This is a genomic window from Exiguobacterium sp. s181 (assembly GCF_018617125.1).
Lineage (GTDB): Bacteria > Bacillota > Bacilli > Exiguobacteriales > Exiguobacteriaceae > Exiguobacterium > Exiguobacterium profundum.
In genome coordinates this window covers 15,357-30,561 of sequence record NZ_JACSJM010000007.1, presented here as the reverse complement: position 1 = coordinate 30,561, position 15,205 = coordinate 15,357, and the positions used below count along the sequence as shown (strand labels likewise).

The window sequence follows — 15,205 nt, the reverse complement described above, 5'->3', positions numbered from 1 at the left end:
GCCCCTTGGTAGATGTTAATCGATTTGAATATATGAAAATCGGCTTGGCTTCATCAGAGAAGATCCGTTCGTGGTCTTACGGTGAAGTCAAAAAGCCGGAAACGATCAACTATCGTACACTTAAACCAGAGAAGGACGGATTATTCTGTGAACGAATCTTCGGTCCTACGAAAGACTGGGAATGTTACTGTGGGAAATACAAACGTATCCGTTATAAAGGAGTCATTTGTGACCGCTGTGGCGTTGAAGTGACGAAAGCGAAAGTGCGTCGCGAGCGAATGGGCCATATCGAGCTCGCGGCACCAGTTTCGCACATCTGGTACTTCAAAGGGATTCCAAGCCGCATGGGGCTTGTTCTCGACATGTCACCACGTGCGCTTGAAGAAGTCATTTACTTCGCATCTTACGTGGTCACAGAGCCAGGTGATACTCCGCTTGAGAAGAAACAACTTCTCTCGGAAAAAGAATTCCGTCTCTATCGTGAAAAATACGGTAGCGACTTCAAAGCAGACATGGGTGCTGAAGCCATCCGTACACTTCTTCAAGACGTTAATCTTGAAAAAGAAGTAGGCGAGCTTCGTGAAGAGTTGAAAACAGTCCAAGGTCAACGTCGTACACGTGCGATTAAGCGCTTGGAAGTTCTCGATGCATTCTTCACTTCAGGAAACAATCCAGACTGGATGATCCTTGAAGTACTTCCTGTCATCCCACCAGAGCTTCGCCCGATGGTACAGCTTGATGGTGGACGCTTTGCGACATCTGACTTGAACGATTTGTATCGTCGAGTCATCAACCGGAACAACCGTCTCAAACGTTTGCTCGACCTCGGCGCGCCGAACATCATCGTGCAAAACGAGAAGCGTATGCTTCAAGAAGCGGTTGACGCCCTCATCGACAACGGTCGTCGTGGTCGTCCGGTAACAGGTCCTGGTAACCGTCCGCTTAAATCACTTTCACACATGTTGAAAGGGAAACAAGGTCGTTTCCGTCAAAACCTTCTCGGTAAACGGGTCGACTATTCAGGACGTTCGGTTATCGTCGTAGGTCCGAACTTGAAGATGTATCAGTGTGGTCTTCCAAAAGAGATGGCGCTTGAACTCTTCAAACCGTTCGTGATGAAAGAGCTTGTCGGTCGCGGCATCGCTTCAAACATCAAGAACGCCAAACGCAAAATCGAGAAGATGCAACCTGAAATCTGGGGCGTCCTTGAAGAAGTCATTCGTGAGCATCCGGTCCTTTTGAACCGTGCCCCGACACTTCACCGCCTTGGTATTCAAGCATTCGAACCGATTCTTGTTGAAGGTCGTGCGATTCGCCTTCACCCACTCGTATGTACGGCATACAACGCCGACTTCGATGGTGACCAAATGGCCGTCCACGTTCCGCTCTCTGCAGAAGCACAAGCGGAAGCACGTCTTCTCATGCTCGCTGCGCAGAACATCTTGAACCCGAAAGACGGAAAACCAGTTGTTACACCATCGCAGGATATGGTCCTCGGTAACTACTACATCTCACTCGAACGTGAAGATGCCGTCGGTCAAGGGAAAGTGTTCTCGAACGTCAACGAAGCGTTGATTGCTTACCAAAACGGTTATGTCCACTTGCACTCGCGTGTGGCACTTCCGGCGCGTACGCTCAACAACCCAACGTTCACAGACGAACAGAACGAGAAATTGCTCATTACGACAGTTGGTAAGATGATTTTCAACGAAATCTTGCCAAATACGTTCCCATACTTGAACGAGCCGACGATGGAAAACTTACAGGAAGCAACGCCTGACAAGTACTTCATCGACAAAGGGGCGAACGTTGCGGAAGAAATCGCATCACGTCCAATCATCGACCCGTTCAAAAAAGGTTTCCTTGGAAAAGTCATCGCGGAAGTGTTCCAGAAGTTTGAAACGACGGAAACAAGCCGCATGCTTGACCGGATGAAAGATCTTGGCTTCAAGCACTCGACAAAAGCGGGTGTGACGGTTGGGATTGCCGATATCATCGTACTTCCGGATAAACAGGAAATCCTTGATGAAGCACAAAAACAAGTCGACCAAATCATGAAGTCGTTCCGTCGTGGTCTCATCACTGAAGATGAGCGTTACGAGCGCGTTGTCCGTGCTTGGAACGAAGCGAAGGATGAAATTCAATCTCGATTGATGAAATCCCTCAACCGCCTGAACCCAATCTTCATGATGTCTGACTCAGGTGCCCGTGGTAACGCATCGAACTTTACGCAGCTTGCGGGTATGCGTGGGTTGATGGCCGCTCCATCTGGTCGCATCATCGAACTTCCAATCAAATCGTCATTCCGTGAAGGTCTGACGGTTCAAGAGTACTTCATCTCGACTCACGGGGCTCGTAAAGGTCTTGCCGATACAGCCTTGAAGACAGCCGATTCAGGTTACTTGACGCGTCGTCTCGTTGACGTAGCGCAAGATGTCATCATCCGTGAAGAGGATTGTGGAACAGACCGCGGAATCCGTGTTTCTGCACTCCGCGAAGGTACGGAAGAAATCGAAAGCTTGTACGACCGTCTCGTCGGACGTACATCGTTCGAAACGGTCACACACCCTGAAACGGGCGAAGTGTTGATCGATAAGAACGAATTGATCACAGAAGACATCGCGCGCATCATCGTTGATGCGGGTGTTGAAAAAGTTGAAATCCGTACAGCCTTCACATGTAACACGTCACACGGCGTATGTAAGAAGTGTTACGGACGCAACTTGGCAACTGGATCAAATGTTGAAGTCGGGGAAGCCGTCGGTATCATTGCCGCACAATCAATCGGTGAGCCAGGAACGCAGCTTACAATGCGTACCTTCCACACAGGTGGGGTTGCCGGAGACGATATCACACAAGGTCTTCCACGTATCCAAGAGGTATTCGAAGCCCGTAACCCGAAAGGTCAAGCGGTCATCTCGGAAATCTCTGGTACGGTTATCGACTTCACAGAATCGCGTGACAAGCGTGAACTCACGGTCGAAGGATTCAGTGAGACTCGCTCATACACGATTCCATTCGGAGCGCGTCTCCGCGTTCAAATCGGCGACACAGTAGAAGCCGGTGAAGTCTTCACGGAAGGTTCGATCGATCCGAAAGAATTGCTCGCCGTCCGTGGTGTATCTGGTGTTCAGAACTATCTTCTCCAAGAAGTTCAAAAAGTTTACCGGATGCAAGGGGTAGAAATCGGTGATAAGCACGTTGAGGTCATGGTTCGCCAAATGCTTCGTCGTGTCAAAGTTATCGAATCAGGTGACACACCGCTTCTCCCTGGATCACTCGTCGACATCAGCGTCTTCAAAGAAGCGTGTAAAGATGCGATTCGTGATGGAAAACACCCAGCGACTGCGAAACCAGTCCTTCTCGGGATCACGAAAGCCTCACTTGAGACAGATTCGTTCCTCTCAGCGGCTTCGTTCCAAGAAACGACTCGCGTCTTGACAGATGCAGCAATCAAAGGGAAACGTGACTATCTCCTCGGACTCAAAGAGAACGTCATCATCGGTAAACTCGTTCCAGCTGGTACTGGAATGGCCGTCTACCGTGATGTGGAACTCAAAGAAGATGAGGCGCCAGTTGCGCTCGAAGATACAACAGTCGAGTAAAATACGTCTTGACAGCGCAGGTTGGCGGTGCTACTATGATTTAGTGCCGCCAATCGGTTGTTGTCGATGACAACGATGTCCAGCAGTCGGCAAGCTACTTGGACGTCCATCCGAACTTTCTACGGGAAGGTTTGGCTGCTACAATTGCCACTTTCAAGGTATAACTCACGTTTTTGCGAGGTCATGGAATGCCTACGCCTCGTAAAAACGTTTCGTTATGACCTTAAATGAACCACCCGGGTCGGTGGGACTAGAAAATAGCAACATTCAGGAAGGGAGGATCTTCAAAGATGCCTACTATTAACCAGTTAGTCCGTAAAGGACGTAAATCGAAAGTCGTGAAATCTGACTCTCCAGCACTTAACAAAGGTTACAACAGTTTCATCAAGTCACAAACAAACGTGAGCTCACCACAAAAACGTGGTGTTTGTACACGTGTTGGTACAATGACTCCGAAGAAACCGAACTCGGCGCTTCGTAAGTATGCTCGTGTTCGTTTGACTAACCAAATCGAAGTGACTGCGTACATCCCAGGTATTGGCCACAACCTTCAAGAGCACAGCGTTGTTCTTATCCGTGGAGGACGTGTAAAAGACTTACCAGGGGTACGTTACCACATCGTTCGTGGTGCGCTTGACACTGCAGGTGTTGATGGACGTATGCAAGGCCGTTCTAAATACGGTACGAAACGTCCGAAAGCTGCGAAGAAGTAATTCTCGCCAACTAAACTACAATTGAAATTTTGAAAGGAGGGTACTCGGATGCGTAAAAACCGTGCAGAACGTCGTGACGTTATCGCAGATCCGATCTACAACTCGAAATTGGTAACTCGCCTCATTAACCGTGTCATGTTAGACGGTAAAAAAGGTACAGCTCAAACTATCATTTACAACGCATTTGGCATCATCGCTGAACGCTCAGGCAAAGAGCCTATGGAAGTGTTCGAAGAAGCAATGAACAACATCATGCCTGTACTTGAAGTTAAAGCACGCCGTGTAGGTGGGGCTAACTACCAAGTTCCTGTAGAAGTTCGTCCAGAGCGCCGTACAACACTTGGTCTTCGTTACCTCGTGAACTACGCTCGTCTCCGCAACGAAAAAACGATGGAGCAACGTATCGCGAACGAAATCATGGATGCAGCCAACAACACTGGTGCATCTGTTAAGAAACGCGAAGACATGCATAAGATGGCAGAAGCTAACAAAGCGTTTGCTCACTATCGTTGGTAATTTAATCGTAAAGTCCACTCCGCCAAGCATGGCTTAACGGAGTGGCTTTCGGGTATAATCATATCGTGTGCGCGCACACGAAAATCAAACATGCGGAAGGAGAATACCCAGTATGGCAAGAGAATTCTCCCTAAAGAATACTCGTAACATCGGGATCATGGCTCACATCGATGCCGGTAAAACGACAACAACTGAACGTATTCTTTATTACACAGGTCGTATCCATAAAATTGGTGAAACGCACGAAGGTGCTTCACAAATGGACTGGATGGAGCAGGAGCAAGAGCGTGGAATCACGATCACTTCGGCTGCGACAACTGCACAGTGGAATGGCCACCGTGTAAACATCATCGATACACCTGGACACGTAGACTTCACTGTAGAAGTTGAACGTTCACTCCGTGTACTTGATGGTGCGGTTGCTGTACTTGACGCTCAGTCAGGTGTAGAACCACAAACAGAAACTGTATGGCGTCAAGCGACGACATATGGTGTACCACGTGTCGTATTCGTCAACAAGATGGATAAAATCGGCGCAGACTTCTTGTACTCTGTGAAGACGCTCCACGATCGTCTTCAAGCGAACGCTTACGCGATCCAACTCCCAATCGGAGCAGAGGACGATTTCAAAGGGATCATCGATCTCGTTGAAATGAAGACTTACATGTACAACAACGACCTCGGTACTGACATCGAAGTAACAGATGGCTTCCCAGCTGACATGGCTGACCAAGCTGAAGAACTTCGCGGTCAATTGATCGAAGGTGTTGCTGACTTCAACGAAGAGTTGATGATGAAGTACCTTGAAGGTGAAGAGATTTCAATCGATGAATTGAAAGCTGCAATCCGTCAAGCGACACTTAGCGTTGAATTCTACCCTGTACTCGTTGGTTCTGCCTTCAAGAACAAAGGTGTTCAGCTCATGCTTAACGCCGTTGTTGATTACCTCCCATCACCAGTTGATGTAGAGTCAATCAAAGGGATCAACCTCGATACAGAAGAAGAAATCACACGTGAGCCTTCTGACGAAGCTCCATTCTCAGCACTTGCGTTCAAAGTTATGACTGACCCTTACGTCGGTAAATTGACGTTCTTCCGCGTGTACTCTGGTACAGCTGAAGCGGGATCATACGTGAAGAACTCGACTAAAGGGAAGCGTGAGCGTCTCGGTCGTATCCTTCAAATGCACGCAAACAGCCGTGAAGAGATTCCAATGGTATTCGCTGGTGACATCGCCGCTGCTGTTGGTTTCAAAGACACGACTACTGGTGACACGCTTTGCTCTGAGAAAGATAACATCGTTCTCGAGTCAATGACGTTCCCAGAACCAGTTATCTCGGTTGCAATCGAGCCTAAATCGAAAGCAGACCAAGATAAGATGGGTCAAGCTCTTGCGAAACTCGCAGAAGAAGATCCAACATTCCGCACTGAAACAAACCCTGAGACTGGTCAAACGATCATCTCTGGTATGGGTGAGCTTCACCTTGACATCCTCGTTGACCGTATGCGTCGCGAATTCAAAGTAGAAGCTAACGTTGGTGCACCACAAGTTGCTTACCGTGAAACAATCCGTGGCGCTGCGAAGATCGATTCGAAATTCGTTCGTCAGTCTGGTGGACGCGGTCAGTACGGTCACGTTGTCGTAGAATTCGAGCCGAACGAAGAAGGCGCTGGATTCGAGTTCGAGAACAAGATCGTCGGTGGTGTTGTACCACGTGAATACGTCCCTGCTGTTCAAAACGGGATTGAAGAAGCTCTCGAAAACGGTATCCTCGCTGGTTACCCAGTAGTAGACGTTAAAGCTCGTCTCGTATTCGGTTCGTACCACGATGTCGACTCGAACGAGATGGCGTTTAAAGTTGCTGCTTCGATGGCGGTTAAACAACTTAAGGACCAAGCGAAAGCTGTTATCCTTGAGCCAATGATGCGTGTTGAAGTTGTTATCCCAGAAGAATACATGGGTGACATCATGGGTGACGTCACGTCACGCCGTGGACGCGTAGAAGGTATGGAAGCTCGCGGTAACGCACAAGTCGTTAAAGCGATGATTCCACTTTCAGAAATGTTCGGTTACGCAACATCACTTCGTTCACGTACACAAGGACGCGGAACGTACTCGATGCACTTCGATCACTACGAAGAAGTACCGAAATCAATCGCTGAAGAAATCGTCAAAAAAGCGAACGGCTAATAACGGTTGTATCGCTAGATTGATTGTTGTAAGCTAAGGAGGACGTATGTTAAAAGTAGCCTACGTCTTCCTAGTTAAATAAAACTAATCGTTTAATAGAGGAGGAATCTAGAATGGGTAAAGAAAAATTCGACCGTTCTAAGCCGCACGTTAACGTTGGTACAATTGGCCACGTTGACCACGGTAAAACAACTTTGACTGCAGCAATCTCTGCTGTACTTTCACGTGCACAAGGTAAAACAGCTACTAAGTTCGACCAAATCGATGGTGCTCCAGAAGAGCGCGAGCGCGGTATCACAATCGCAACAGCTCACATCGAGTACGAAACTGACAAGCGTCACTACGCACACGTTGACTGCCCAGGACACGCTGACTATGTTAAAAACATGATCACTGGTGCTGCTCAAATGGACGGCGCGATCCTCGTTGTATCTGCAACAGATGGCCCAATGCCACAAACACGTGAGCACATCCTTCTTTCACGTCAAGTAGGTGTTCCTTACATCGTAGTATTCATGAACAAAGTTGACATGGTAGACGACGAAGAGCTTCTCGAACTCGTTGAAATGGAAATCCGTGAACTTCTTTCTGAATACGACTTCCCAGGCGACGACCTCCCTGTAATCAAAGGTTCTGCACTTGGCGCACTTAACGGTGAAGCTCAGTGGGAAGAAAAAGTTATGGAACTCATGAACGCTGTTGATGAGTACATCCCAGAACCAGTTCGTGACACTGAAAAAGACTTCATGATGCCTGTTGAGGACGTATTCTCAATCACTGGTCGTGGTACTGTAGCGACTGGTCGTGTTGAGCGTGGTGTTCTCCGCGTCAACGACGAGATCGAAATCGTTGGTCTTACAGAAGAAACGAAGAAAACTGTATGTACTGGTGTAGAGATGTTCCGTAAGCTTCTTGACTATGCTGAAGCTGGCGACAACATCGGTGCACTTCTCCGTGGTGTATCACGTGACGACATCGAGCGTGGACAAGTACTTGCTAAGCCAGGTTCAATCACACCACACTCTAAATTCAAAGCATCAATCTACGTTCTTTCTAAAGAAGAGGGTGGCCGTCACACGCCATTCTTCGCGAACTACCGTCCGCAGTTCTACTTCCGTACAACTGACGTAACAGGTATCGTTCACCTTCCAGAAGGTACTGAAATGGTAATGCCAGGAGACAACATCGAGTTGACGATCGAATTGATTTCTACAATCGCGATCGAAGACGGTACACGTTTCTCTATCCGTGAGGGTGGCCGTACTGTAGGTGCTGGTTCAGTAACAGAAATCATCGAGTAATCGATTGATTCAACTGAACAACATTAAGCAGTCCGCAATATGCGGGCTGCTTTTTTGTGTTTCTATCACAACATGGTAAGATGAGGCATACGAGAAAGGAGTGGCGTCATGCTGAAGCAACTAGAGACGATTTGTCGCTTGAATGGGATTGAGTATCGCATTGGCGGTTCTGAGCTGTTGAAGCATCATGGCATCGTCGAGGTAACGAATGACATCGATGTTTTTGTTGAACCGGACCAGTTTGAAAAAATCGATCGTGTACTTAGTCGTGCTGGGGAGAAGAAACCATCAGATCCTCACGACGCATACGTAACGACCTACTTTGGAGAGTATATATTCGAGGGAACAGATGTGGACGTCATGTCTAGTTTCCGAATGAAGTGTACCGACGGAATCTATACGCATCCTTTCATTGAACCAGATGGACAATGGATGCACCTAGAAGAGTGGGTCGTCCTTTACACGGTCATCGGACGAAAGGATAAATTAGCGTCATTGCTCCGCTATTTCAAGACGCACAGTGTTAATGAAGGAATTGTTCAAGACTGTTTAAAACGAGCGCCACAATCAGTCATAGAAGGGGTGACAGAGCGTTTTGGAGAGGTGATGAAACGCTAGGTCGAGTTGACATGGGAGTTCGTTTGAAAAATAGTTCAATAAAAGAATGAATTTTTGCTTGCAAAAGCTCGCGAATCTTGTTACATTAGGGAACGTTGAGCAACTCATCAGACAACCAGCAACTTCAAAAATCTAATCTTGCATTCCATGACCAGATTAGATATAATGATTAAGTGTTTGTGCGAGTGGTGAGAGACTTTACAGCAGAAAACGGGTCCAATCGTTGATTTGCAATGATCGGATGCCTCTGCTGACACAAGCACGCTGCGTTGAAGCGGGAGGTTATGACACGCCAGGCAGCATTGCCATGGCCGGTGTGGAAATTTCCGCGGAGAATTGTCTATTTTTAAAGTAGGCGACAAAGGAGGGAAACAAACATGGCAAATGAAAAAATTCGTATTCGTTTAAAAGCATATGACCATCGCGTTCTCGATCAATCAGCTGAGAAGATCGTTGACACTGCGAAGCGTTCAGGTGCAAAGGTATCGGGTCCAATCCCGCTCCCAACTGAAAAATCGGTTTACACGATTCTTCGTGCGGTTCACAAGTACAAAGATGCTCGTGAGCAGTTCGAAATGCGTACACACAAACGCTTGATCGACATCGTAAACCCAACACCGAAAACAGTCGATTCGCTTATGCGTCTCGAGTTACCATCAGGTGTAGACATCGAAATCAAACTTTAATTCTTCATATAGTAGATACTAGCCAGAAGAGACAATTAATTATTAACAGGAGGTGTATCTCATGGCTAAAGGAATCTTAGGAACAAAACTTGGTATGACTCAAATCTTCAACGAAGCAGGCGAAGTTGTACCAGTAACAGTAGTTGCTGTAGAAGGTAACGTCGTTCTTCAACTTAAAACAGTTGACACAGACGGTTACGAAGCAGTTCAACTTGGTTTCGGAGACATCAAAGAATCACGTCAAAACAAACCATCAAAAGGTCACGCTGCGAAAGCAAACGCGACACCTAAGCGCTTCATCAAAGAAGTTCGTACTTCAGTAGAAGGATACGAAATCGGTCAAGAGATTAAGGCAGACATTTTCGCTGCAGGTGAATTAGTAGACGTAACAGGTACATCGAAAGGTAAAGGATTCCAAGGTGCGATCAAGCGTCACGGACAATCACGTGGACCAATGGCTCACGGTTCGCGCTACCACCGTCGTCCTGGTTCGATGGGTCCTGTCGCTCCTAACCGCGTATTTAAAGGGAAACTTCTTCCTGGTCAAATGGGTGGAGAGCGTAAAACAATTCAAAACCTTGAAGTCGTTAAAGTTGATGTGGAACGTGGCCTTCTCCTCGTGAAAGGTGCTATCCCAGGCGCTCGTAAATCGAACGTCATCATCAAATCAGCGGTCAAAGGTAACTAATTAACTGCACGGAAAGGAGGAATTACGAATGCCTAAAGTAGCTTTGCTTAACCAAACAGGTTCACAAGTTGGCGAAATCGAATTGGCAGAAGCCATCTTCGGAATCGAGCCAAACGAATCAGTACTTTACGACGCAATCGTCATGCAACAAGCATCACGCCGTCAAGGTACTCACGATACGAAAGGTCGCTCGGAAGTACGCGGTGGCGGCCGTAAACCATGGAAACAAAAGGGAACTGGTCGTGCGCGCCAAGGTTCTATCCGCTCACCACAATGGGTTGGTGGTGGTACAGTCTTCGGTCCAACACCACGTTCATACTCTTACAAACTTCCTAAGAAGGTTCGTCGTTTAGCACTTCTCTCGGCTCTTTCGTCGAAAGTACAAAACAACGAATTCATCGTCCTCGAAGGCCTTGCTTTCGATGCACCAAAAACAAAAGATATGGCTGCTGTACTCAACAGCTTATCAGTAGAACGTAAGGCTCTTGTAGTCACAGCGGACTACAATGAGACTATCGCTCTCGCAGCTCGTAACATCCCAGGAGTGACTGTGATCGACGCAGCAGGCGTAAACGTTCTTGACCTCGTTGCTAACGACAAAGTCATCTTCACTAAAGATGCGGTTGCGAAGGTAGAGGAGGTGCTTGCATAATGGCTCAAGCATACGATATCATCAAACGTCCGATCATCACTGAGCGTTCAGTTAGCCTCATGGAAGCTAACAAATACGTTTTCGAAATCGACGTAAAAGCGACTAAATCGCAAGTGAAACACGCTATCGAAACAATCTTCAACGTGAAAGTTGCTTCGGTAAACACAATGAACTACAAACCGAAAGCGAAACGTGTCGGTCGTCACTCTGGTTACACAGCTCGTCGTAAAAAAGCGATCGTAACCCTTGCTGAAGGCAACACAATCGACTTCCTCGGTTAATTAACTACCTTAGAAGAAAAGGAGGGAATCCTCGATGGCAATCAAAAAGTTTAAGCCGACCACTAACGGTCGTCGTAACATGACATCTCTCGACTTTGCAGAGATCACAACGAATCGCCCTGAAAAATCGTTAACTGAAAAGCTTTCGAAAAAAGGCGGACGTAACAACCAAGGTCGCTTGACTGTTCGTCACCAAGGTGGCGGTCACAAGCGTAAATACCGTATCATCGATTTCAAACGTAACAAAGATGGCGTTGCAGGACGCGTAGCAACGATCGAATACGATCCAAACCGTTCAGCAAACATCGCACTCATCAACTATGTAGATGGTGAGAAACGTTACATCCTCGCTCCTAAGGGCATCAAAGTAGGCATGGAAATCATGTCTGGTCCTGAAGCGGATATCAAAGTGGGGAACGCTCTTCCACTCGTAAACATCCCTGTCGGTACAACAATCCACAACATCGAGCTTAAGCCTGGTAAAGGCGGTCAGCTAGTTCGTGCGGCTGGTGCATCGGCACAAATCCAAGGACGTGACGGCAAGTACGTCATCGTTCGTCTTCAATCAGGTGAATCACGCTTGTTCCTCGGCACTTGCCGCGCGACAATCGGTTCAGTTGGTAACGAAGAACACGAACTCGTAAACATCGGTAAAGCAGGACGTTCACGTTGGTTAGGCAAACGCCCAACAGTACGTGGTTCTGTAATGAACCCGGTTGATCACCCACACGGTGGTGGTGAAGGTCGTGCGCCAATCGGTCGTTCGGGCCCACTTACTCCTTGGGGTAAACCAGCTCTTGGTCTTAAGACTCGTAAGAAAAACAAATCGAGCGACATGTACATCCTTCGTCGCCGTAAGAAATAATTACTACATGATTCTCGGGCGGTTCGAAAGGGCCGTTCCCGAATCATTCCAAAGGGAGGTTCTAACATGGGTCGCAGCTTGAAAAAAGGTCCATTCGCAGATCACCACTTACTCGCTAAAGTTGACAAACTCAACGAATCTGGTGAGAAGCAAGTCATCAAAACTTGGTCACGTCGCTCGACGATCTTCCCAGAATTCATGGGTCACACGTTCGGTGTGCACGATGGTCGTAAACACGTACCAGTATTCGTGACAGAAGACATGGTTGGTCACAAACTTGGTGAATTCGCTCCAACACGCACTTACAAAGGTCACGGATCAGACAAGAAAACGAAACGGTAATTTGAGGGGAGGTCAAATCCATGCAAGCTAAAGCATCAGCTAATATGGTCCGTCTTGCTCCTCGCAAAGCACGTCTCGTTGTAGACTTAATTCGCGGGAAACAAGTCGGCGAAGCGCTCTCTGTCCTTGCTCACACGAACAAGGCAGCATCGCCAGTCGTTGAAAAAGTATTAAAATCAGCGATTGCTAACGCAGAGCACAACTACGATATGAACATTGAGAACCTCGTTGTAACAGAAGCTTACGTAAACGAAGGTCCAACACTCAAACGCTTCCGCCCACGTGCGATGGGTCGCGCAAGCCGTATTAACAAACGCACAAGCCACATCCACATCGTGGTAACTGAGAAATAAGGAGGGATATGTAGTGGGTCAAAAGGTAAATCCGCACGGTCTTCGCGTTGGTGTTATCAAAGACTGGGATTCGCGTTGGTACGCTGAGAAAGACTACGCTGATCTCCTTCATGAAGACTTCGTTATTCGTGAATACATCGAAAACAAAATGAAGGATGCTAGTGTTTCTAAAGTTGAAATCGAACGCGCTGCAAACCGCGTGAACATTTCGCTTCACACTGCGAAGCCAGGTATGGTAATCGGTAAAGGTGGTTCTGAAATCGAATCACTCCGTAAACACATTACAAAAATCGCTGACGGAAAACGCGTTCACATCAACGTTGTTGAAGTGAAAAACGCTGACGCTGTTGCGAAGCTTGTAGCAGAAAACATTGCTCGTCAATTGGAAGGTCGCGTATCATTCCGTCGTGCAATGAAACAATCTATTCAACGTTCGATGCGTACTGGCATCAAAGGGATCAAAACAGAAGTTTCTGGTCGTCTTGGTGGCGCTGATATCGCTCGTTCAGAGAAGTACTCGGAAGGAACAGTTCCACTTCACACACTCCGTGCCGACATCGACTACGGAACAGCTGAAGCTGACACAACTTACGGTAAAATCGGCGTAAAAGTTTGGTTATACCACGGTGAAGTTCTTCCAACAAAAAACAACACAGCGAAAAACGCTGAATAATAAACACTCTTTCAGGAAGGAGGCAACACACTATGTTGTTACCTAAACGCGTGAAATATCGTCGTGTACACCGTGGTAAAATGCGCGGGAACGCTAAACGCGGCACAACTGTACACTTCGGTGAGTTCGGTCTCCAAGCTCTCGAAGCGAGCTGGATTACAAACCGTCAAATCGAATCAGCACGTATTGCAATGACACGTTATATGAAACGTGGTGGTAAAGTGTGGATCAAAATCTTCCCACACAAGCCGTACACTAAAAAGCCTCTCGAAGTCCGAATGGGTTCGGGTAAAGGTGCTCCAGAAGGCTGGGTAGCTGTAGTTAAGCCTGGCAAAGTAATGTTCGAAATCGCAGGTGTATCTGAGGAAGTGGCACGTGAGGCACTTCGTCTTGCATCGCACAAACTTCCAGTAAAATGTAAGTTCGTGAAACGTGAAGAAAATGGTGGTGATACGAATGAAAGCAACTGATCTCCGTCAATCAACAACTGAAGAGCTCAACGGTAAAGTGGGCGAGTGGAAAGAAGAACTCTTTAACCTTCGCTTCCAACTTGCTACAGGTCAGCTTGAGAATCCTGCTCGTATCCGTGAAGTACGCAAGTCGATTGCGCGTGCTAAAACGATTCTTCGTGAACGCGAACTCGGCATCAACAACGGCTAATTACATCGGATTCTTGAGAGGAGGTAACACTCATGGAACGCAACAACCGTAAAGTGTTCACTGGTCGCGTCGTGTCTGACAAAATGGACAAAACGATCGTCGTCGCAGTAGAAACAAAGGTTCGTCATAAACTTTATGGCAAACGTGTAAACTACACGAAGAAATATAAAGCACACGATGAGAACAACGTCGCTAAAGTGGGCGATATCGTTCGCATCGCGGAAACACGTCCTCTTTCTAAAGACAAACGTTTCCGTCTTGTAACAGTAGTAGAAGAATCAGTAATCATCTAATAACAGTTCGGATTTATTAAACATCCGGAGGGAGGTACACTCGCATGATTCAACAAGAATCTCGCTTGAAAGTAGCAGACAACTCTGGCGCGCGTGAACTGTTGACAATTAAAGTCCTCGGTGGTTCTGGTCGTAAGACTGCAAACATCGGTGACATCATCGTCGCAACGGTAAAACAAGCAACACCAGGTGGCGTTGTTAAAAAAGGTGACGTTGTCAGAGCAGTTGTCGTTCGTACAAAACGCGGCGCTCGTCGTAAAGATGGTTCGTACATCCGTTTCGATGAGAACGCAGCAGTCATTATCAAAGATGACAAGAGCCCACGCGGCACACGGATCTTCGGGCCAGTTGCACGTGAACTTCGTGAAAAAGAATTCATGAAGATCGTTTCGTTGGCACCGGAAGTACTTTAATTTCCAATTTCAATCCTATAAGGAGGTGCGCAAACGATGCATGTTAAAAAAGGCGATACAGTCCAGGTAATGTCTGGTAAAGATAAAGGCAAGCAAGGGGTTATCCTCAAAGCTATGCCAAGCAAAAACCGCGTAGTGGTTGAAGGCGTAAACGTGATGAAAAAACACGCGAAACCTTCACAAGCGAATCCACAAGGCGGGATCCTTGAGATCGAAGCACCAATTCACGTCTCGAACGTAATGCCACTCGACCCTAAAACTGGCAAACCAACTCGTGTTGGTTTCAAAGTAGTCGATGGTAAAAAAGTTCGTGTCGCGAAATCGGGCGAATCACTCGATAAATAAGAAGAACGTG

The 15,205-nt window shown here is 47.3% G+C and carries 19 protein-coding genes; all 19 read left to right on the top strand.

The features are described from left to right. The first annotated feature begins 5 nt into the window (after positions 1 to 5). The 19 genes from rpoC (at position 6) to rplX (ending at position 15,195) form a co-directional block, all read left to right on the top strand. Positions 6 to 3,605, top strand: coding sequence for a DNA-directed RNA polymerase subunit beta' (rpoC, locus tag KNO70_RS15215; RefSeq protein WP_012727684.1), 3,600 nt, complete (start codon positions 6 to 8; stop codon positions 3,603 to 3,605). A gap of 290 nt (positions 3,606 to 3,895) precedes the next feature. Continuing rightward, positions 3,896 to 4,318, top strand: a complete 423-nt coding sequence (rpsL, locus tag KNO70_RS15210; RefSeq protein WP_012727683.1) for a 30S ribosomal protein S12 — start codon at positions 3,896 to 3,898, stop codon at positions 4,316 to 4,318. Between the two features lie 48 nt (positions 4,319 to 4,366). Next, positions 4,367 to 4,834, top strand: a complete 468-nt coding sequence (gene rpsG, locus KNO70_RS15205) for a 30S ribosomal protein S7 (RefSeq protein ID WP_012727682.1) — start codon at positions 4,367 to 4,369, stop codon at positions 4,832 to 4,834. Positions 4,835 to 4,946: 112 nt separating this feature from the next. Continuing rightward, positions 4,947 to 7,025 carry an elongation factor G gene (gene fusA / locus KNO70_RS15200; RefSeq protein WP_012727681.1) on the top strand — a complete coding sequence of 693 codons (2,079 nt, stop codon included), beginning with the start codon at positions 4,947 to 4,949 and terminating at the stop codon, positions 7,023 to 7,025. A gap of 113 nt (positions 7,026 to 7,138) precedes the next feature. Further along, positions 7,139 to 8,326, top strand: a complete 1,188-nt coding sequence (tuf, locus tag KNO70_RS15195) for an elongation factor Tu (protein WP_078147868.1) — start codon at positions 7,139 to 7,141, stop codon at positions 8,324 to 8,326. 108 nt (positions 8,327 to 8,434) lie between these two features. Then, positions 8,435 to 8,944, top strand: a complete 510-nt coding sequence (locus KNO70_RS15190; protein WP_214686005.1) for a hypothetical protein — start codon at positions 8,435 to 8,437, stop codon at positions 8,942 to 8,944. 377 nt (positions 8,945 to 9,321) lie between these two features. After that, positions 9,322 to 9,630: a 30S ribosomal protein S10 gene (gene rpsJ, locus KNO70_RS15185; protein WP_074032438.1), complete on the top strand. Its 309-nt coding sequence runs from the start codon at positions 9,322 to 9,324 to the stop codon at positions 9,628 to 9,630. 61 nt (positions 9,631 to 9,691) lie between these two features. After that, entirely contained in the window at positions 9,692 to 10,318 is a 627-nt protein-coding gene (gene rplC, locus KNO70_RS15180) for a 50S ribosomal protein L3 (protein ID WP_012727677.1), read from the top strand. A gap of 28 nt (positions 10,319 to 10,346) precedes the next feature. Next, entirely contained in the window at positions 10,347 to 10,970 is a 624-nt protein-coding gene (gene rplD / locus KNO70_RS15175; protein ID WP_026824833.1) for a 50S ribosomal protein L4, read from the top strand. Continuing rightward, entirely contained in the window at positions 10,970 to 11,251 is a 282-nt protein-coding gene (gene rplW / locus KNO70_RS15170; protein WP_012727675.1) for a 50S ribosomal protein L23, read from the top strand. Before rplD ends, rplW begins: the two co-directional genes overlap by 1 nt. A gap of 34 nt (positions 11,252 to 11,285) precedes the next feature. Beyond that, positions 11,286 to 12,116 carry a 50S ribosomal protein L2 gene (gene rplB, locus KNO70_RS15165; RefSeq protein WP_012727674.1) on the top strand — a complete coding sequence of 277 codons (831 nt, stop codon included), beginning with the start codon at positions 11,286 to 11,288 and terminating at the stop codon, positions 12,114 to 12,116. A 66-nt stretch (positions 12,117 to 12,182) separates the two neighbouring features. Continuing rightward, the gene (gene rpsS, locus KNO70_RS15160; RefSeq protein WP_012727673.1) at positions 12,183 to 12,458 is read left to right on the top strand and encodes a 30S ribosomal protein S19; all 276 of its coding nucleotides are present in this window, start codon (positions 12,183 to 12,185) and stop codon (positions 12,456 to 12,458) included. Between the two features lie 20 nt (positions 12,459 to 12,478). After that, positions 12,479 to 12,811, top strand: a complete 333-nt coding sequence (gene rplV / locus KNO70_RS15155) for a 50S ribosomal protein L22 (protein WP_012727672.1) — start codon at positions 12,479 to 12,481, stop codon at positions 12,809 to 12,811. A gap of 13 nt (positions 12,812 to 12,824) precedes the next feature. Further along, on the top strand, positions 12,825 to 13,484 hold the full coding sequence (rpsC, locus tag KNO70_RS15150; protein WP_012727671.1) for a 30S ribosomal protein S3: 660 nt from the start codon (positions 12,825 to 12,827) through the stop codon (positions 13,482 to 13,484). 32 nt (positions 13,485 to 13,516) lie between these two features. Continuing rightward, on the top strand, positions 13,517 to 13,954 hold the full coding sequence (gene rplP / locus KNO70_RS15145; RefSeq protein ID WP_012727670.1) for a 50S ribosomal protein L16: 438 nt from the start codon (positions 13,517 to 13,519) through the stop codon (positions 13,952 to 13,954). After that, complete coding sequence (gene rpmC, locus KNO70_RS15140) at positions 13,941 to 14,144, top strand: 50S ribosomal protein L29 (RefSeq protein ID WP_012727669.1); 204 nt, start codon at positions 13,941 to 13,943, stop codon at positions 14,142 to 14,144. The genes rplP and rpmC overlap by 14 nt, the downstream gene beginning before the upstream one ends. Before the next feature lie 32 nt (positions 14,145 to 14,176). Further along, the gene (rpsQ, locus tag KNO70_RS15135; RefSeq protein WP_012727668.1) at positions 14,177 to 14,437 is read left to right on the top strand and encodes a 30S ribosomal protein S17; all 261 of its coding nucleotides are present in this window, start codon (positions 14,177 to 14,179) and stop codon (positions 14,435 to 14,437) included. Positions 14,438 to 14,481: 44 nt separating this feature from the next. Then, positions 14,482 to 14,850 (top strand): 50S ribosomal protein L14, encoded by a 369-nt coding sequence (gene rplN / locus KNO70_RS15130; RefSeq protein ID WP_012727667.1) that lies wholly within the window; start codon positions 14,482 to 14,484, stop codon positions 14,848 to 14,850. 36 nt (positions 14,851 to 14,886) lie between these two features. Then, positions 14,887 to 15,195 (top strand): 50S ribosomal protein L24, encoded by a 309-nt coding sequence (gene rplX / locus KNO70_RS15125; RefSeq protein WP_012727666.1) that lies wholly within the window; start codon positions 14,887 to 14,889, stop codon positions 15,193 to 15,195. The last annotated feature ends 10 nt before the right edge of the window (positions 15,196 to 15,205 follow it).